A 19,246-nucleotide genomic window follows, 5' to 3' on the forward strand; every position below is an offset into this window, starting at 1 on the left:
CTGCCATGTCCGCCACCACCCATGCCCCATCGATTGCAGCGCGCGAACCCCTTGCACGTCCACCCGTGCGCACACTGCAGCGCAAATGCGCATGCCAGAAAAACAGGACCAGGGACGACGAGCGCCGACCCGGTGGCCTGGTGCAACGCCGGACGCAGCGCGCAGCGACGTGCCAGGTGGTGCCGGAAGAGGTCGGTGCCGTGCTCCATCGCGCCGGCCAGCCGCTTCCGGACGCGATTCGCGAAGATTTCGAGTCACGTTTCGGCCACGACTTCAGCCACGTCAGGATTCATACCGATGCACAGGCCGCACAGTCGGCTGCGGCGGTCAGCGCCCGCGCCTATACCGTCGGCCGCGACATCGTGTTCAACCGCGGCGAATTCCAGCCCGGTAGCCATCAGGGCCGCCACCTGCTCGCGCACGAACTCACCCATGTCATCCAGCAGGCGCAGATGTCGGGCGGCGGCGCATTCGAAATCGGCGCCGAGCACTCGGCCTTCGAACTGGAGGCCGACCGCGTGGCCGACCGCATTGTTGCCGGCACACCCCCGACCGCCATGCGCCCGCCCGCCAGCGCGAGCGCATGGCGTGAAGCGCCACTGGCCATCCGCCCGGCGCCGGCCGCGATGATCCAGCGCGTCGGCGAGTGCGCAGGAAAAGGCGGCTACAACTGCAACGGCGTACGCTGCACCACGGCAGCGGGACGGCGCGGGATGTGCCAGTGGGGTGGGCTCAAGTACGGCTGCAACTGTCGCGACCAGTCGAACGACGAGGATGCCGTGAGACGGGTGCGCGAGGCTTTGCCCTACTGGCTGTTTGCCATCCTGTCGGCGGCGGCGATCGCGGCCATCGCGGCCTGCTTTGCCAGTGGTGCCTGCGAGGTGGCGACGATCATCGGCGCGGTCGGTGCAGGCGCGGCTGCCATCGTCATCGCCGCGCTGGAAGCGGCCGGTGTCACCGTGAGCGACGGGAGCGAGGCGTGAGCGGCCCGCTCTCGCCGCGACTGTTGCGTGGCGGCCTGATCCTGATCGACCCCTCGAGCGGCGCGGTGCAGCGCGTGATCGCGCTGCAGTACAACCCCGACAGCCTGAGCCGGACGCTGCAGCCGCAGGCAGTCGAACCGGGCGGCACGTTCTCCGAGGCACTGCGCCTCAAGGGCCCACCGGCCGAAACCATCAAGCTCGACGCGGAGATCGATGCCACCGACCAGCTCGAGTTTCCGGACCAGCATCCGGCGGTGCGATCGACCGGCATCCATGCACCGCTCGCGGCGCTGGAAACCATCGTCTATCCCGACAGCGGCACGCTGATCCGCAACAACCAGCTTGCCAGCCTCGGCACGCTGGAAATCGCACCCACCGTGGCTCCGCTCACGCTTTTCGTATGGAGCCGCGAGCGCGTGGTGCCGGTGCGCATTACCGAGTTCTCGATCACCGAGGAAGCCTTCGACGCCAGCCTCAACCCCATCCGCGCCAAGGTGTCGCTCGCCCTGCGGGTGCTTCATGTGGGCGACCTCGGTTTTGGCGACAAGGGAGGACATCTGTACATGGTCTATCACCAGCGCAAGGAACGTCTGGCCACCAGCCTCGGCGCCGGCAGCCTGTCAGCGGTCGGCCTGGGTTCGCTGCCATGAGTGTCGAGCGCTTTCCGCCCAACAGCCGCTATGCCGGCATCGCCACCGCCGAACTGAAGACGGCCGATGGCGGCACGCGGGTTTTCCTGCGCCGCCGCTTCATCCCCGACCCGGCGAGCCTCGTCACCGCAGGTGAAGTGCCGGTGCAGGCCGGCGACCGCCTCGACCGCATCGCGGCGGACAATCTGGGCGACCCTGTGCAGTTCTGGCACATCGCCGACGGCAATGGTGCACAGATACCGGGCGAACTCGAAACGCCCGGCCGGGTGCTGCGCCTGACGCTGCCCGCCGGCCTCAGTGGCGGCGGCAATTTCGGCAATGGAGGCAGCGGTGCTTAAGGGCATTCACCTGACCCTGCTGGTGGGCCCCGGCGTGCCGATACCCGCGCCCAAGCCGGTCATGGATGCACTCGAGAGCATCGAGGTCACCACCGCGGCCGGCAGTCCGAGCGGATTCCAGCTCGCCTTCGCCATCGACAACCATTCGCCGCTGCACACCCTGTTGCTGATCGCCGGCGGCCAGGTGCCGTGGCTGCGGGTGATTCTGGTCGCCACGCTCAACAGTCTGCCCACGGTCCTGATGGACGGGCTCATCACCCGCCAGGAGATCAGCGCCGGCAACGCGCCCGGCCAGAGCCGTCTCACCGTCACCGGCGAGGACCTCACCGTGGCGATGGACAAGCAGGACATGAGCGGTCTGCCCTATCCGGCGATGCCGCCGGCCGCGCGCGTGGCGCTCATCGTTGCCCGCTACGGGCTCTACGGCATGCTGCCGCTGGTGATTCCGTCGGTGTTCGAGGATGTGCCGATTCCGGTCGACCGCATCCCCACCCACGAAGGCACCGATCTGGACTACGTCAATCAGCTCGCGCGCGAGGCCGGCCACGTGTTCTACATCGAGCCCGGCCCCCTGCCCGGCGCCAACATCGCCTACTGGGGGCCAGAGATCCGCCTCGGCCCGGTGCAGCCCGCGCTCAATACCGGCATGGACGTGCACACCAACGTCGATTCCCTCAGCTTCGCGGTCAACCAGTCCGATGCCGAGCTGCCCATCGTGTTCATTCAGAACCCGATCACCAAGTTTCCGATCCCGCTGCCGGTGCCCGATGTCAGTCTCGCCAACCCGCCGCTGGGCCTGATTCCGCCGATGGTGAAGAGCTTCAGGCTGCTGAAGAACACCGCCAAGCTGTCTCCGATCGCGGCACTGGGAAAGGGTCTGGCCGCTGCGGCCGGTTCGTCCGCCGATGCGGTGACCGGCGATGGCAGCCTCGACGTGCTGCGCTACGGCCATATCCTGAAGGCGCGCCAGCTGGTGGGCGTGCGTGGCGCCGGGCTGGCCTTCGACGGCCTCTACTACGTCAAGCGCGTAACCAGCCGGCTCAAGGCCGGCGAGTTCAAACAGGCGTTTTCGCTGGCCCGCAACGGCCTGGTCTCCACCCTGCCACTGGTGCCCGCATGAGCGACAAGACACGCCATTACGGCAAGTTCCGCGGGGTCGTGGTGAACAACATCGACCCCATGCAGATGGGCCGCATCCAGGTCCAGGTGCCCGACGTACTGGGTCCGGCGCTGTCGTCCTGGGCGATGCCCTGCGTGCCCTTCGCCGGCATCCAGAGCGGGGCCTTCGTGCTGCCGCAGATCGGCGCCGGGGTGTGGGTGGAATTCGAGCAGGGCGACGCCGACTACCCCATCTGGGTCGGCGGCTTCTGGGGCTCGGCGGCCGAAGTGCCGGCGCTGGCGCTGGCCGGGCTGCCGGTGTCGCCCAGCATCGTGCTGCAGACCGGCAACCAGAACGGCCTGATGATCTCCGACCTGCCCGGCCCCACCGGCGGCATCCTGCTCAAGACCATGACCGGGGCGATGATTTCCATCAGCGAGGTCGGCATCACCATCTCCAACGGCCAGGGCGCCACGATCATGCTGACCGGCCCCACGGTGAGCATCAACCAGGGCGCGCTGACGGTGATCTGACGACGAGGACGACACGATCATGCCCGGATTCCTCCTCCATCTCGGCGCCACCGTCCTTTGCGCACATGGCGGCCAGGCCACGCCGAGCGCGCCCAATCCGCGGGTGTTGCTGTCGGGTCAGCCGGCCACCACGCTGGGCGCCCCCTATGTCATCGCCGGCTGCGCCATGCCGCCGCCGACCGCCGGCAACGGCCCCTGCGTCAGTGGGCAGTGGCTGATGGGCGCCACCCGCGTCTTCATCGGCGGGCAGCCCGCGCTGCTGCAGGGCTCGCCATCGATGTGCGCGCCGACCGCTACGCCGATGACCGCTGCGGTGACGCAGACGCGGGTCACGGGGATGTGACATGAGCCTGCACTTTCCTTTCCAGCCCGACCATCGAGGCCGCAGCACCGAGGCCGACGACGACGCCCACCTACGCGACATGATCGAGCAGGTCCTGTTCACCGTGCCCGGCGAACGCGTCAATCGCCCCGACTTCGGCTGTGGCCTGCTGCAACTGGTGTTCGCCCCCAACAGCGACACCCTGGCGGCCGCGCTGCAGATGACCGTGCACAGCGCACTTCAGCAGTGGCTGGGCGAGCGCATGGTGGTCGAGGCGGTCGATATCGATCATGACGACGCCGTGCTGTCGGTCGAAGTGCAGTACCTCAGCCGCCATGGTCAGGCGCGCCAGCGCGCGCGCTTCACGCGGGAGGCCCCATGAACCGCCAGTTCCGCAGCGACAATCCGCGTCGCCTGCAGCGCCTGCGCGATCAGCAGCCGCCGGGCAGGAACGGCATCGACTTCGTCGAGATCGTGTCCGCCGACCAGCGCAGCCTGCGCGTGGTGTGCGTACATCCGGTCGCCGGCATCGGCCGCGCCCATGTCCGGATTACCGGTGGCGTGCGCATCACCGCCATCCGCCTGGCGGAAGACCCGGTGCTCGCCGGGCGCGAAATCCGCCTCACGGTGGACACGGCTGGCGACTTCTCGTGGTACACGCTGGCACTGATCGACCCCGCCGCCCCCGATGCGCCGGCGCCAGGCTTCGACATCTGCCTGTCGAACATCCGTTTCAACTTCAAGGCCGGCTGCCCGTCAGTTTTCGATTGCGCTGACACCGCCGGCTGCCCGCCCCTGGCGCCCCCCGAGCCGCGTCTCGATTACCTGGCGAAGGACTACGACAGTTTCCGTCGCCTGATGCTGGACCACATGGCGCAACGGGTGCCCGGCTTCACCGAGCGCAACCCGGCCGACTTCACCGTAGCCCTGATCGAAACCCTGGCCTATGTCGGCGACCACCTGTCCTACACCCAGGATGCGGTCGCGACCGAAGCCTATCTGGGCACGGCGCGGCGTCGAAGCTCGCTGCGCCGCCATGCCCGCCTGCTCGACTACGCCGTGCATGACGGCTGCAATGCCCGGTGCTTCGTCACCCTGGACGTCGGTGCGGCAGCCGACGGTGCCATCCTGCCCGCCGGAAGTGTGCTGCTGGCAAGCGCCGACGACGGCCGGCCGGTGCGTGGCACGGCGCTGATGGACGAACTGCCGCTGCCCGGGATCGAGGTCTTCGAAACGCTGCACGCACTGCAGCTGCACGCAGCCCACAGCAGCATCGCCATTCACGACTTCGCCGACCCCGCCTGCTGCCTGGCACGCGGCACCACCGCTGCGGCATTGGTCAACACCCCCGCGCTCGCGCTCGCACCCGGCGACGTGCTGATCCTCGAAGAGATTATCAGCCCGCTCACCGGCAAGTCCGCCGACGCCAATGCCAGCCACCGCCATGCGGTACGGCTGACCGCCGTCGACACCGGCCATGACGACCTTACCCACACCGACCTGCTGCTGGTGCGCTGGCATGCTGACGATGCGCTGCCTTTCCCGTTGTGCGTGAGCCACGAGTTCGAACACGGCGGTGCAGTGGTCACGGAGGCCATCGCCGTTGCCCGCGGGAACGTGGTGCTTGCGGATCATGGACTCACGCGGTCATGGCAGCCGATGCAGCCCGACACCGTGAGCGACGACGGTCCCGCCGCGCTGCGGCGTCCATACCGCCCCCGGCTGAAGGATGCGGGCATTGCCTTTGCCGAACCCTACGCCCACGACCTCGCCCTATCCGTCCCGCTGGCGGCGACCCGCGTGCTCGACCAGGACCCGCGCCGCGCCCGACCGGCGAACATGGCACTGCAGGCCGACAACCCCGACCTGTTCGGCGACCAGCCGGACGCCGCCGGCACGCAATGGTCGCCACAACGCGACCTGCTCGCCAGCGAGCGCTTCGCCCGTGAATTCGTCGTCGAAACCGAGAACGACGGCAGTGCCTGGGTACGCTTCGGCGACAACCGCTTCGGTGCCGCACCGCCCGCCGGACAGCGCCTGCTCGCGCGCTACCGGCTCGGTGGCGGCAGCCGCGGCAACGTCGGCGCCGAAGCCATCACCGCCTTGCTCAGCGACGATCCGGCACTCGCACTCGGCGTGCATGCGGTGCGCAACCCCTTGCCGGCACGCGGCGGCGCCGAGCCGGAGGCGCTCGACGCGATCCGGCTCAAGGCGCCCGAGGCCTTCCGCGTGCAGGAACGTGCGGTCACCGTGGCCGACTACGCACGCATCGCCGAACGCCATCCCGAGGTCCAGCGTGCCGCCGCCCGCCTGCGCTGGACCGGGAGCTGGCACACCGTGTTCCTGATGCTCGACCGCCGCGGCGGCCTGCCGGTCGATGCGCCGTTCAAGGCCGCGATGGGCGATTTCATGGCGCGCTACCGCCTGGCCGGCCACGACCTCGACTTCGCCAATCCGGTCCATGTCGCACTCGACATCCAGCTCCAGGTCTGTGTCGCGCCAGGCCACTTCGGTGCCGACGTCAAGGTCGCCCTCATCGATGTCTTCGGCGCCGGACTGCGCGCACGCGGCGACCCGGGTTTTTTTCATCCCGACCATTTCACCTTCGGCACGCCGCTCCACCTGTCGTCGGTCGTCGCGACGGCCATGGCCGTCACCGGCGTCGCCTGGGTGGACGTGCTGCGCTTCCAGCGCTGGGGACGCACCGCCAGGGGCGAGCGCGAAGCCGGTCGAATCGAGGCCGACGCACTGGAAGTCCTGCGTGCAGACAGTGACCCGAACTTTCCCGAGAACGGCCGGATCAGCTTTATTGTGGAGGGCGGATCATGAGCACGCCGGAGACCTGCGGCTGCTGCAGCGCACCCGGCGCGCTGACGCCGACCACAGTCATCCAGCCCCCGGGGATGACCCGACTCGCGCTGCGCATCGGCACCCACGGACGCTTCCGCCAGAGCATGCTGGCCGCCATCGCAGGCAAACCCGACCTCGCCGCACTAAGCACGCGTGACAGCGACGATCCCGCGATTGCCCTGCTCGACAGCTGGGCGGCAGTCCTCGACGTCCTCACTTTCTACCAGGAGCGCATCGGCAACGAGCACCACCTGCGCACCGCCACCGAGCGCCGATCGGTGCTGGAACTGGCACGCGCGATCGGCTATGAACTGCGCCCCGGCGTCGCCGCATCGACCTGGCTCGCGTTCACGCTTGAGACGGCTGCCGGTGCGCCGGTCGCGCTCCGTATCGATGCCGGCACCCGCGCCCAGAGCGTTCCGGGACAGGACGAGAGCGCCCAGGTCTTCGAAACGCTGGAAGCGGTACATGCAGTTGCGCGCTGGAATGCCCTGCCGCTGCGCGCCACCGAAGCGGTGCCACCGCGCATGGGCGGACGCCAGCTGTATCTCGCCGGCACCGCCACGCGGCTCGCGCAAGGCGACGCCGTGCTGGTCATCGGAGACGAGCGTGCGCGCGACCCGGGCAACGAGAACTGGGACTTGCGCCGCGTCGCCCGCGTGCGCGAAGTGTTGCCTGCCGATGCAAGCGACCCTGCCGACACAGGCTATACGGTCGTCACCCTCGACCGCGGGCTCGGCAAGCCATGGCGCGGCGTCGATCCGGCCATGCTCAATCCGCGCTGTCTCGCACTGCGCGCCCGCGCCCATCTGTTCGGCCACAATGCCCCCGACTGGCGGGCCATGCCAGCCGGCCTGCGCGCCACCTATCTCGGTCTGGCGGAAGACAGCGCACCACCGATCGGCCAGCACCCGGAGTGGCCAGGTTTCACCCTCGCCGACGTCTCCGACCCGCCCGGCAACAGTGCGGATGGCAGCGGCCTGTACGGCGAGTATTACCGCGGCAAGGGCTTTCGCGAACGCATCCTGGCCCGCACCGATGCCACGGTGGATTTCAACTGGGGCGCGGGAAAACCGGATCCGGCGATGCCTGCAGACCACTTCTCGGTCCGCTGGAGCGGCTGGGTCAAACCGCCGACGACCGGCGCCTATACCTTTCACCTCACCGCCGACGACGGCGTGCGCCTGTGGGTGGATGGTGAGCTGATCGTCGACTTCTGGGCCGACCAGAGCCCCACTGAGCGTATCGGCCGCGCCGAACTGACCGCCGGCCATAAGCACGACATCCGCCTCGAGTACTACGAGAACGGCGGCAGTGCCTCGGTCAGCCTCGCATGGTCGGCCAGCGCCATGCCGAAGACAGTCATTCCCACGGCCCGCCTCTACCCGCGCGATGTGCATGCGCTGCATCTGGACGGCAGCTATCCGAAGTGGGTCGAGGGCGGCTGGGTGGTGATGTCGATTCCGGACTACGAGGAGACGTATCGCATCCTCGCCGCCGAAGACGACGCCCGCGCCGACTTCACGCTGTCGGCGACGACCACCCGGCTCCGGCTGCAGGGCGAGAACGCACGCGAGGTCTTCAACGATCAATTGCGCGCCACCACGGTATTCGGCCAGTCCGAGGCGCTGGCATGGGCGCGGCGCCCGGTTTCGGGCCTGGTCGGCGGTCATGTGCTCGAACTCGATGTGTGGGAGCCCGAGCTTGCGCGCGGACGCTGGATGTCGCTGAGCGGGCTGGTGCTCACCGCCGCAGCGTCGAACGCCCGGGCGCGCGAGCGGCTGATCCGGCACGACGCGCTCGCCGCCATCCGCATCGCCCGCGACCAGCGCAGCGCGGTGCTCGAATTCGAGGATTTCGAGTCTCATACCGTCGGTCTCGCACAGATGGCCGAAATCGTCCGCATCCAGCATAACGACAGCAGCGCCGGCCATACCCGGCTCGTGCTCGACAGCGATCTGACGCAGGCCTATCTGCCGTCGACGGTGCGCATCAACGCCAATCTCGCGCCTGCCAGTCAGGGCGACAGCAAGCAGATGCAGGTGCAGCCCGAAGCCCTCGGCAGCGGCGATGCCGCGCGCAGCCTGCAGCGCTTCACGCTGCGCCAGTCGCCGCTGACCCACATCGCCGCGCCCACCCCGAGCGGCACCGCTGCCACGCTCGATGTACGGGTGGACGGTCTGCAGTGGCACGCAGTGCCGCGCTTCACTGCCGCGAAGCCCGACGAGCACGCCTACACCGTACGTCTCGATGACGACGGTGGTACGACGGTGCAGTTCGGCGACGGCAGCCACGGCGCGCGCCTGCCGAGCGGCAGCGGCAACGTCGAAGTTCGCTACCGGGTCGGGCTGGGCAAGGCGGGCAATGTCGCGGCCGGGCAGATCAGTCTGCTGCTGACCCGGCCGCCGGGCCTGAAGGCGGTCACCAACCCGGTGGCGGCCAGTGGCGGCACCGACGCCGAAGGCGGCGACAGCGCGCGCCGCCATGCGCCGCTGACCGTGCGCACGCTCGAGCGCATCGTGTCGCTGCGCGACTTCGAGGACTTTGCCGCCGCCTTCACCGGCATCGGCAAGGCACAGGCGGTGTGGCTGTGGGACGGCGAACAGCGTCGCGTCCATCTCACCGTGGCCGGTGTCGACGGTGCAGCGCTCGACCCCGGCAGTGCCCTTTACCGCAACCTGCTTTCCGCCATCGATGCGGCGCGGCCGCCGCATCAGCCCCTCAAGGTCAGCCCCTGCCGCATGACGTACTTCGGCCTCGGCGCCGGGGTCTGGATCGATGCCGCGTTCGAGGCCGACGCCGTGCTTGCCGCAGCGAGAGCAGCCCTCGAGACCGATTTCGGCTTTGCCGCGCGCGGCTTCGGGCAGCCCGTCATCGGCAGCGAGGTGCTCGCGAGTCTGCACGCGGTGCGCGGCGTGGTCGCCGTCGATCTCGACGTCCTGATCCGCATCGAGGACGGATCGCCCGCGCAGCGGGTCGATGGCCCCGACGGCCATCTGCCGGCGCTGGGCGCGCACTGGCAGGGCAGTGCGCTGCAAGCGGCCGAACTGCTGCTGCTCGACCCCGCCGCCGTCAGTCTCGTGGAGCGTACGCCATGAAACTCGATGCAGATGCCCTGCTCGCCCTGTTGCCCGCGTTCTACCGCGAGCGCGATGCCGAATCCGGCGGCGCGCTGCGCGCCCTGCTTGCCATCATCGCCGAACAGGGCGCACTGCTCGAAGCCGATCTGCAACGGCTTTACGACAACGCCTTCATCGAGACCTGCGACGACTGGGTGGTGCCCTACATCGGCGATCTCCTCGGCGTGCGCGCGCTGCACCCGGTCAGCGGCACCGCGGCTTTCGGCCCGCGCGCACTGGTCGCCAACACCCTGCGCCTGCGCCGCCGCAAGGGCACAGCGCTGGTCCTTGAAGCGCTTGCGCATGACGCTACCGGGTGGCGCGCACGCGCGGTGGAGTTTTTCGAACAGCTTGCGACGACCCAATATCTCGATCATCCACGGCCGCACGCGGTGCGCACGCCCGACCTGCGGCGATCGCTCGCGGTCGATCGCATCGACGGCCCCTTCGGCCGCGAAATGCATACGGTCGATGTGCGCGCACTGCCCGCCGGCCGCTTCAACCTGCCCAACGTCGGACTCTACCTGTGGCGCCTGCAGGCCTACCCGGTGCAGCGCGGCACGGCGCGACCGGCCACCGCGCGCCCCGGCTTCTACACCTTCGACCCGTTGGGCCACACCCGGCCGCTGTTCAACCGTCCCCGCAGCGAGACCGACATCGGCCACCTGGCCGAACCGATCAATGTGCCCGAAGCCCTGCACTGGCAGGACCTGCACGCCGAACTCGAGGCGCGGCGACAGGCACTGACCGACGGCGATTCGACCAACGAAACCTGGTTCGCCACGGCGGGAGGCAGCGCCGTGCTGCGCGTGTGGGTGGATGGGCTCGAGATTGCGCCCGAGCATCTCGTGGTCTGCAACCTGAGTGCGATCCCCGGCGTCATCCCCGAGGACTGGCGCCGACCGCCAGCGAGCCTGACCGTCTCCCCCACCCGGCCGGGGCGACCCGATCGCGTCTTTCCTGCCGCAGGCGGCGTGCTGGTGGGCATCGATCCGCAACGCGGCCGCCTGGCGCTGCCATCCGGGGTGACGCCGACCACGGTCGAGGTCGGCTACGCCTGCGGTTTTCCCGGTGACATCGGCGCCGGCCCCTTCGACCGGCGGCCCGCCATCGATGAAACCGACCCGCTCGCCGCCCTCCCCGATCCAGCCGATTTCGACGTCCACCTGCATATTCCCAGCGCCGCCACCCCGACGCTGGCATCGGCCCTCACCCCCCCGGCCAATCCGGCCGACGCCGCCAACCGTGTCGTCGCCGGCCGCCGCACGCTGATCACGCTCGACACTGATCACTCCGAGGTTCTGTCGCCCGTGCTGGATCTGCCCGACACCTACGTCGCCATCGAAGCCGCCCACGGCCGGCGGCCGGTGCTGGAAGGCGACCTGCACCTCAAGGGCAATGCCAGCACCCGCCTCAGCCTGGATGGGCTGCTGATCAACGGCGGACTGCAACTGCAGGGCCCGCTGCGCGGTGTCAGCCTGCGCCACTGCACGCTCGTGCCCGCCCATGGCGGCATCGACCACACCGGCACCGCCACCGATCTCACCCTGAGCCTGTACCGCTGCCTGTGTGGCGCGATCAACAGCAACAAGCCGCTCGCTGCGGTGCTGATGCGCGACAGTGTGATCGACGGCAACGGCGGCGCGGCGATCGATGTGGACGATAGCGCGCTGAAGGTGAACGCCTGCACCGTACTGGGCAGCGTGAGCGCTGGCCGCATCGAGGCCGCCAACAGCATCTTCGACGGACTGGTACGTATCGCCCGCCGCCAGGACGGTTGCGTGCGCTATTGCTACTTGCCGCCAAAGTCGGAAACGCCGCGGCGGTATCGCTGCCAGCCCGACCTCGTCAGCACGGACCTGCCGGCCGCGGAGGCCAAACGCGAAGCGCGACGCGTCACCCCGGCCTACACCAGCGTCCGTTTCGGCACGTCGGCCTATACCCAACTCACCACGTCCACGGCAATCGAGATTCGCTGCGGCGCCGAGGATGGCGCCGAAATGGGCGTCTGGCAGCACCTGCAGCAGGCACAGCGCGAGGCGAACCTGCGCCTCGCGTTGGACGAATATCTGCGCTTCGGCCTCGATGCCGCGCCCATCTTCGTGACCTGAACCCATACACCGTCACCCGTTTGCCGGGAGAGAGACCATGAAAGCCGACCTCAGCCGCGCCACCTTCGACCCCGCAAGACGTTACCGCACGGTGCGCATGCAGCAGGGACGCGTGCAGCTCGACGCCGACTGGAACGAGCAGCAGGACATCCTCAACCACCGCGTGGAAATCGACAGCCGTGACAGCCTCGGGGCGGTAGCCGCGCCGATCGACAACGCCGGCTTTGCGATCGCCCCGGCGGGCAAGGACCTTGCCGTATCGCCGGGCCGGCTCTACGTCGACGGCTTGCTGTGCGAAAACCCGGTTGCAGCCAGTGTCGCGCGTCAGCCGGATCTCCCTGCCACGGCTTCACCGGTACTGCCGGCCACCGCCGCGCGCCTGCCGCTGCCGCCCAAGGGCATCGCCGCCACCGATATCGACGGCATCGTCGTGTTCGACAACACCGGCACCGCCGTTGCCCCCGCCGACGGCACCTACCTTGCCTATCTCGAAGTGTGGCAACGCCATCTGAGCACGCTCGACCTTGCCATCGGCGACAACAGCATGCGCGAAGTCGCACTCGGCGGCCCCGATACCTGTACGCGCGAGCAAACCGTCTGGCAGGTGAAGCTGCTGCGCGCGGGCGACCCCGACGCTGCGCTCGACTGCCTGTCCGCGATTCCGGCGTGGAGTACGCTCACTGCCGCACCCGACGGTCGGCTGGCGGCCCGCGCCGAAGCCACCATTCCACCCAAGACGCCGTGCCAGCTTCCGCCCGAAGCAGGCTATCGCCTGCTGGAGAACCATCTCTACCGGATCGAGATCCACGACGACGGCACGGTGACGGGCAAGGCGCGCTACAAGTGGTCGCGCGACAACGGCAGTGTGCTCACCCGGGTGGTGCGCTGGCTCGACGACCCGATCGCGGATGAATTCGAAGTCGCCAGCATCGGCCGTGACGACGAGCTGACCATCAGCGCCGGGTGCTGGGTCGAATTCATCGACGATACCCACGAACTGCTCGGCCAGCCCGGCCCGCTGGTGCCGGTGGTTCGCACCGAAGGCAACGTGGTCACCGTGGATCTTGCGCAACGCATCGGACATCCGCTCGATGCAGCCCTGTTTGCGGCCAATCCGCGGGTTCGGCGCTGGGACGGCGTGGTCGAGCTCAAGACCAGTGCGATTGCAAACCCCAACACCGGTTGGGAGGAGCTGGCCCAGGATGGCATCGAACTGAAGTTCGCCCCCGGCAGCTACCGCATCGGCGACTACTGGCTGATCCCTGCACGCACGGCCACGGCCGACATCGAATGGCCTCGCGAGGCCGGCAAGCCGGCCTTCCTCGCCCCGGCCGGCATTCTGCGCGCATTCGCGCGACTCGCCCTGCTGCGCTTCGAGAGCAATGCCTGGAGTTTGCGTGCCGATTGCCGCCCGCTGTTCCCCAACCTCACCGAGCTGACCCAGCTCCACTACGTCGGCGGGGATGGTCAAAGCGTCATGCCCAATCCGCCCGGCACCTCGTCGCCAGCACCCCTGCCCGCGCCCTTGCAGGTCGGGGTCTGCAATGGACAGTTTCCCGTGGCGAACGCCGAGATCCGCTTTACCGTAGACACCGGGCAGTTACCCAACGGCACCCAGACCGAGGTGGTCAAGACCCTCGCCGACGGTGTTGCCTCGATTGACTGGTCGCTCGACAGCGATCAGTCGAAACCGGTGCAGCACGCCCATGCCGAACTGCTGGTGGCTGGACAGGTGATCCCAGGGCGCTACCTGCCGGTCGAGTTCACGGCCAGCCTCGCACTTGCACGTACGGTGGCCTACGACCCATCCGCATGCGACGACCTGCTCGCCGCAAACGCCTTCACCGTGCAGGATGCCATCGATACCCTGTGCAAACGCACGCACAGCGGCGGGGGTTGTTGCGTCACGGTTGGCGAAGGCGGCGCGTTTCCGAACCTCGATGTCGCCCTGCGCACCCTGCTGGAGAAAGGTGCGCTCGACATCTGCCTGTGCCTGATGCCCGGGCAGCACACCCTGCGCGACGACCTCAGCATCACCGGCAGCAGACGCCACCGGATCCTGATCCATGGCTGCGGTGCCGCCAGCCGGCTGGTGCTGCGTGAGCAGCTTCTGCAGTTCGACACCTTCGCAGCGCTCACGCTGCAGGACTTCACCGTTGTCCGCAGTGGGGCGCCCATGAGCATGAATTTCCTGCGTTGCGGCAGTTTGCGCATGCGCGGGATGGACTGGGTCGGCAGTTCGGGCACCGGCAGCAGCCTGTTGCGGATTACCGGCAGCGAGCGTCTGCTCATCGACGACAGTCGCCTGCTGGCTGACGGCAACGACGACAGGACGCTTGGCCTCGTTCTCGAGCGCATCACCGCGCTGGCGGGCATCAAGGCGGCCTTTCGCCCAACGGCAGCCATCGACGGCAACTTGCCGGGGTTCGCCGAGGATCTCTTCGCCCTCAGCCCCGAAGACAAGAAGAACATGGGCGCACAGATCGCCACCATGATCCGCGAGGCGCCCAATTCCAACGTCGCCTTCAGCGCGCGCCAGACGAGCGCGCTCAACGCGCTGCGCCTCGCCGCCACCGGCCCATCGGCCTTCCGCCTCGCCATCGCGCTCGAGGCGCTAGGCCATGCACTACTGAGCGACCGCCCGACTTTCGCGCTGGCGCTGCAGGACACAGTCACCGCGACGATCGTGAACTGCCACATTAGGGGCCGCATCACGCTGTTCGGCGAAGGCAGCGACGCGGCCTTTCCCACGCGCGACCTGCTCGCGCGCCTGAGCGCGGCGATCAACCAGGGCGCAGTCACCCTCGACGGCAGCGGCGAGTTGACGCTGACCCGCAACCGCCTTGGCGGCCTGCGTTTGAGCGAGTCCGTGTTCAAGGACGTGCTGGCGAACTTCCAGGGCAGGCTGCCGGTGTGCAGTTGTCTGCGTGTCGTCGACAACCGGATCGAGAGCGAGCTGGACCACTACCCCGGCACACTGTGCGCGCTCGAAGGCAACAGCCTCGAGCCGGAAGGCGACATCGGCCTGCTCGTCGGCAGCCAGGCGAAACTGATCGGCAACTTTTCCCGTACCAAGAGCAGGCTGTTCGCGCTCGGCGTCGCCCCGGAGAGCTTCGGCAATGGCGACCTCACGGTCACCCCGGTGTAGGTCGCCAGCGGCATTATTCCCCTACTTTGCGTCGCAGTTTCGCGAATCCGTTTTCGACGGTAGAGTGCGGCATTCACTTTTGCAGCAAAGGATCGCCAACGCCGCATGCAGGCTAGCGGGCGCTGACATCACGTACATCGCCGGGTGCCGGCGCGGGTCTGTCCGATCCGGCACCCTTGATTGGTCCGGCCCTTGTTTCGGCGTCTCATCGCCCCCATTGTGGCCTGACTACAAGAACAGGAATTCGACTTTTGAACGATCTACTCGCGCGCCGCCTGGCCTTGCTCGACAAGCCCGAACATCTCGATCTGCTGCGCCATTGCCGGCACGGGCTGGAGAAGGAGAGCCTGCGCGTCGCCCCCAGCGGCAACCTGGCGCTGACGCCGCACCCGGAAGCATTGGGCTCGGCCCTCACCCACCCGCAGATCACCACGGACTATTCCGAGGCGCTGCTGGAATTCATCACCGCAGCCGAAGAGGATCCCCTGCACACGCTCGACGAGCTCGATGCCATTCATCGTTTCGCGTACAACCGCCTCGGCGATGAGATCCTGTGGAGCCAATCGATGCCCTGCATTCTGCCGGGCGAGGCACAGATTCCGATCGCCGAGTACGGCAGCAGCCATACCGGACAGATCAAGCATGTGTATCGCAAGGGGCTCGCGGTCCGCTATGGCAAGGCCATGCAGTGCATCGCGGGCATCCACTACAACTTCAGCCTGCCCGAGGCGATGTGGGGGGTGCTACAGCGCGCGGAAGGCGACACCCGCCCGGCACGGACCTTCCAGTCCGAGCGCTATATCGCGCTGATCCGCAACTTCCGCCGCTACAGCTGGCTCCTGATGTACCTGTTCGGTGCCTCGCCGGCAGTGGGAAAGAGCTTTCTGCAGAACCGCCTGCACGATCTCGAGCACTACAGCGACAAGACGCTTTACCTGCCGTGGGCGACCAGCCTGCGCATGAGTGACCTGGGCTACCAGAACAATGCCCAGGCCGGCATTCAACCCTGCTATGACAGCCTGGAAAGCTATCTCGGCAGCCTGCGCTCGGCGGTATCGACGCCCTACCCTCCATACGTGGCGATCGGGACCCGGCACGACGGCGAATGGATTCAGCTCAACACCAATGTGCTGCAGATCGAAAACGAGTACTACTCGACGATTCGCCCCAAGCGCATCGCCTGCCCCGGCGAGCGCCCCATCCAGGCGTTGGGATCGCGCGGCGTGCAGTACGTGGAAGTGCGCTGCCTGGACATCGACCCCTTCCTGCCCCTCGGCATCGACGTCACCACCGCGCGATTCCTCGATGCCTTCCTGCTCTATTGCGCACTCGAGGACAGCCCGCTGATGCCGGGCGAGGAGTGCCGCGAATGCACGGCCAATTTTGCGCATGCGGTCAAGGAAGGACGGCGTCCCGGACTGCTGCTGCAACAGCATGGGCAGGCACGCGAACTGGTCGCATGGGGGCTCGAACTGATCGACACCATCGCGACCTGCGCGGAACAGCTCGACGCCGCCCACGGCAACACCTTCCACCGCGAAGCGCTTGATGCCCAACGCGCCAAGCTGCTGAACCCGGAACTGACACCCTCCGCCCGGGTGCTGCGCACGATGAGCAGGGAAAAACTCAGTTTCTTCGAGTTCTCCATGCGACAGTCCAAGCTGCACGCACAAGCGTTCAGGGACCGACCGCTGGACAAGGACGCGACGCAGGCATTCGAACAGAGGGCGCGTGACTCGATTGCACGTCAGCTCGAGATCGAGCGCGAGCAAACCGGTCCGTTCGAGGACTATGTTGCCGACTACATGGCCGCCATCGAGCCAGACGAGCGCAAGTCCTGCTAAGCACGGCCGACCCAGCGCAAATCGAAGCAGTAATCCGAATACGCCGAATCGGGTGCCTGGGTGGGCGGGGGCAAGGTGCATTGCTCGATGACTTCGGACACCAGCCGCTCAGCCCGCCGGCGCCGGGCCTCCGCGCGACTGGCAGGCAGTCCGTCGTAGGGCTCTCCTTGCGGATGCCAGTCGAACAGGGTGAGGCGAAGCGCGTGATCCGTGCGTGGATGCGTCAGCACCAGTTCCACCCTGTCCTGCGCCGGCAGGGCCGGGTGCAGCCCGTGCAAGGGGACGAAACTGCGGTAGCGAATACCTGCAAGGCAGGTCGGTCTTTCGCCGCCGAGCTCGGTGCGCAACGGCACCGCATGCCCGTCGACCCGCAGCGACAGCCCGTCGAGGCAGTCCGTGTCGGCTGCGGTCACCCGCAATTCGATGCGCTGCGTGCTGGCATCGACCAGGCGCGAATCGGCGGGCTGCTGCGCGGTCACGTCGCCGATCAGCGGCCAGAATTCGAGTGCGCCCAGAACCCGGACATTGAGCCCCGCCCAATCGAGCTGCCCCAGTTCGCGTCGCGCATCGTCCAGCAAACGGGCCGCCGTTGACGGCCCCAGGCCCAGGCCATGGCGGTCGAGGTCGTCGAGCACCGTCCGCAGATCCTGCTCCAGATACCAGGGCAGCGCAAAACGGTTGTGCAGCAGTGTTCCCCAGTCGATCATGGGCTCGTCGTACGAATGCATCATCAGGCGCGCGACCAGTGCGCGCAGCAAGGCCGCCTCCGCCGCCAGCGTCGCGGCGTCCGGCGCCATGCGCAGGGCACGGAACTCGACCAGACCGGCCATGCCGCGCGCGCCCAGATAGGGGTTCCACAGCTTCTCGATATTGATTTCGCTGCGATGACTGTTGCCGGCCGAATCCGCCAGGAAGGGGGCGAGACTCGACCAGATCAGGCCAGGCTCGGGCGACGGGATGCGTTCGAGCTGCGCCAGCGCCAGTGCCAGCTCGACCCTGCGCTCCTGCGGCCCCTCGTCCGCGCGCGGGGCCTGGCTGCCGCTGCCGATCGAATCCGGTGCCCACCAGTAGGACAAGGCCGGATGGCGGTTGAGATAGCGGATCAGGCGCGTGAGCAGATGCGGTTCGACGAAAAACGGACTGCGCTGCGCGCTCGGCCCACCCAGTGTAAGCTGCCCGCCGCCCCCCGAATCGGCCTCACCGCCGTTGTAATGCAGCCGAAATGGATAAAGCCCCAAGCCCCGTGCGGCCGCAAACAGCCCCGCGTTGACACGATGGAAGGATGCGAGGTCGGTTGCCGGTGCCAGGTTGGCCTCTATCACCGCCGGATCCGGCGTCAGGCTGGTCCAGTGCAACTCGCCATCCACCGGGGGAGGATGACCGCGCAACACCAGGCCGTTCAATCCTGCGGCCCACCCCGCCTCGGCCACCATCTCAAGCAAGGCAGCATGACCCGCGACATCGGCCACCGCCGGCAACTCGAGCACCGGCCACCCACCCTCCTCGTACGCCAGCGTGTCGAGCAGCAGCAGAAGATGACCGCTTTCGGCGAGCACGTCGCGCAGGCCGTCGGCCGGAATCGGCACCGCGTGCAGCGAGGGGCGATCGAGTTCGGCGCCAGGCAGACCATCGATGACGATCGGCTCGCCCGTCGGGCGCAGAAGCACGCGGCGGTCGCCCGCCCCCTGATACGCCACTGCCGACCAGGCGCGCCGACCGCAGCTGTCGAGCAGGCACTGCTGCAGTCGTTCGAGTTCGTTCGCCGCACACGGCCCGGACGCGAGCAAGGGGTCCGGTGGCCCCCGCCACAGCGGCGTGCCATCACGTCGGGCGAGCACGCCGAATGACCAGCGCGCCCCGGGTTCGCCCGGATACTGTCGACCGATGGTCCGCAACAGCGCACCGCCCGGGAACTGGACCGAAAAATCCCGCAGCAACCGTGCCGCACGAACTTCCTTCTCGCCACCGAGCGCTTGGTAGAGCCATTCCGCAGCTTCCGAGCGGCGGTCGGTAAAGGTCGGCTCGGCACCAATCCAGATCTCTGCCCCCAACGCGGCAATACGCCCATCCAGATCGATCAGCTCATCCACAAGGGGATCGGTGGCGGCATCGGTGGTTGGCGGCGTCATGAAGGTCTGTCCCGGGCACTTGCGCATGGATGAGGCGCACGACGGGCGTACCATTTCGGCCGCGCGCGTTCGCACTCAATGATACGTCCACAGCCTCGCCCGCAGAACCCGCCATGACGC

13 protein-coding genes are annotated in these 19,246 nt (G+C 68.0%); 12 read left to right on the forward strand and 1 reads right to left on the reverse strand.

The features are described from left to right. Window positions 1-5 precede the first annotated feature (5 nt). The 12 genes from J5J83_RS04975 to gshA all read left to right on the forward strand — a co-directional run bounded on the left by J5J83_RS04975 (window position 6) and on the right by gshA (window position 16,997). A complete protein-coding gene (locus J5J83_RS04975) occupies window positions 6-983 on the forward strand; it encodes a DUF4157 domain-containing protein (protein WP_212346144.1) in 978 nt (325 codons plus the stop codon). Beyond that, complete coding sequence (locus tag J5J83_RS04980; protein WP_212346146.1) at window positions 980-1,633, forward strand: hypothetical protein; 654 nt, start codon at window positions 980-982, stop codon at window positions 1,631-1,633. The genes J5J83_RS04975 and J5J83_RS04980 overlap by 4 nt, the downstream gene beginning before the upstream one ends. Beyond that, window positions 1,630-1,971, forward strand: a complete 342-nt coding sequence (locus J5J83_RS04985) for a LysM domain-containing protein (protein ID WP_212346148.1) — start codon at window positions 1,630-1,632, stop codon at window positions 1,969-1,971. Before J5J83_RS04980 ends, J5J83_RS04985 begins: the two co-directional genes overlap by 4 nt. Continuing rightward, entirely contained in the window at window positions 1,964-3,091 is a 1,128-nt protein-coding gene (locus J5J83_RS04990) for a hypothetical protein (protein WP_349251862.1), read from the forward strand. The genes J5J83_RS04985 and J5J83_RS04990 overlap by 8 nt, the downstream gene beginning before the upstream one ends. Next, on the forward strand, window positions 3,088-3,603 hold the full coding sequence (locus J5J83_RS04995) for a phage baseplate assembly protein V (protein WP_212346150.1): 516 nt from the start codon (window positions 3,088-3,090) through the stop codon (window positions 3,601-3,603). Before J5J83_RS04990 ends, J5J83_RS04995 begins: the two co-directional genes overlap by 4 nt. Before the next feature lie 19 nt (window positions 3,604-3,622). Beyond that, complete coding sequence (locus J5J83_RS05000) at window positions 3,623-3,946, forward strand: hypothetical protein (protein WP_212346152.1); 324 nt, start codon at window positions 3,623-3,625, stop codon at window positions 3,944-3,946. A gap of 1 nt (window position 3,947) precedes the next feature. Further along, entirely contained in the window at window positions 3,948-4,307 is a 360-nt protein-coding gene (locus J5J83_RS05005; RefSeq protein WP_212346155.1) for a GPW/gp25 family protein, read from the forward strand. Beyond that, a complete protein-coding gene (locus J5J83_RS05010) occupies window positions 4,304-6,754 on the forward strand; it encodes a putative baseplate assembly protein (protein ID WP_212346158.1) in 2,451 nt (816 codons plus the stop codon). Before J5J83_RS05005 ends, J5J83_RS05010 begins: the two co-directional genes overlap by 4 nt. Further along, a complete protein-coding gene (locus J5J83_RS05015) occupies window positions 6,751-9,873 on the forward strand; it encodes a putative baseplate assembly protein (RefSeq protein ID WP_212346161.1) in 3,123 nt (1,040 codons plus the stop codon). The genes J5J83_RS05010 and J5J83_RS05015 overlap by 4 nt, the downstream gene beginning before the upstream one ends. Further along, a complete protein-coding gene (locus tag J5J83_RS05020) occupies window positions 9,870-12,005 on the forward strand; it encodes a hypothetical protein (RefSeq protein WP_212346164.1) in 2,136 nt (711 codons plus the stop codon). Before J5J83_RS05015 ends, J5J83_RS05020 begins: the two co-directional genes overlap by 4 nt. 37 nt (window positions 12,006-12,042) lie before the next feature. After that, on the forward strand, window positions 12,043-15,153 hold the full coding sequence (locus J5J83_RS05025) for a DUF6519 domain-containing protein (RefSeq protein ID WP_212346167.1): 3,111 nt from the start codon (window positions 12,043-12,045) through the stop codon (window positions 15,151-15,153). A gap of 251 nt (window positions 15,154-15,404) precedes the next feature. Next, a complete protein-coding gene (gene gshA, locus J5J83_RS05030) occupies window positions 15,405-16,997 on the forward strand; it encodes a glutamate--cysteine ligase (protein WP_212346169.1) in 1,593 nt (530 codons plus the stop codon). Here the strand turns inward: gshA and J5J83_RS05035 are convergent. Further along, window positions 16,994-19,126 carry a transglutaminase family protein gene (locus tag J5J83_RS05035; protein ID WP_212346172.1) on the reverse strand — a complete coding sequence of 711 codons (2,133 nt, stop codon included), beginning with the start codon at window positions 19,124-19,126 and terminating at the stop codon, window positions 16,994-16,996. The two genes, gshA and J5J83_RS05035, sit on opposite strands and share 4 nt — an antisense overlap. Window positions 19,127-19,246: the final 120 nt, after the last annotated feature.

Origin of the sequence: Azoarcus sp. L1K30 (assembly GCF_018122735.1) — a bacterium.
Classification (GTDB): domain Bacteria; phylum Pseudomonadota; class Gammaproteobacteria; order Burkholderiales; family Rhodocyclaceae; genus Parazoarcus.

What these genes read in the sequence shown, in the direction of transcription:
- J5J83_RS04975 (WP_212346144.1), top strand. Translation starts at nt 6, where the DNA reads ATGTCCGCCACCACCCATGCCCCATCGATTGCAGCGCGCGAACCCCTT.
- J5J83_RS04985 (WP_212346148.1), top strand. Translation starts at nt 1,630, where the DNA reads ATGAGTGTCGAGCGCTTTCCGCCCAACAGCCGCTATGCCGGCATCGCC.
- J5J83_RS04995 (WP_212346150.1), top strand. Translation starts at nt 3,088, where the DNA reads ATGAGCGACAAGACACGCCATTACGGCAAGTTCCGCGGGGTCGTGGTG.
- J5J83_RS05000 (WP_212346152.1), top strand. Translation starts at nt 3,623, where the DNA reads ATGCCCGGATTCCTCCTCCATCTCGGCGCCACCGTCCTTTGCGCACAT.
- J5J83_RS05005 (WP_212346155.1), top strand. Translation starts at nt 3,948, where the DNA reads ATGAGCCTGCACTTTCCTTTCCAGCCCGACCATCGAGGCCGCAGCACC.
- J5J83_RS05010 (WP_212346158.1), top strand. Translation starts at nt 4,304, where the DNA reads ATGAACCGCCAGTTCCGCAGCGACAATCCGCGTCGCCTGCAGCGCCTG.
- J5J83_RS05015 (WP_212346161.1), top strand. Translation starts at nt 6,751, where the DNA reads ATGAGCACGCCGGAGACCTGCGGCTGCTGCAGCGCACCCGGCGCGCTG.
- J5J83_RS05020 (WP_212346164.1), top strand. Translation starts at nt 9,870, where the DNA reads ATGAAACTCGATGCAGATGCCCTGCTCGCCCTGTTGCCCGCGTTCTAC.
- J5J83_RS05025 (WP_212346167.1), top strand. Translation starts at nt 12,043, where the DNA reads ATGAAAGCCGACCTCAGCCGCGCCACCTTCGACCCCGCAAGACGTTAC.
- J5J83_RS05035 (WP_212346172.1), bottom strand. Translation starts at nt 19,126, where the DNA reads ATGACGCCGCCAACCACCGATGCCGCCACCGATCCCCTTGTGGATGAG.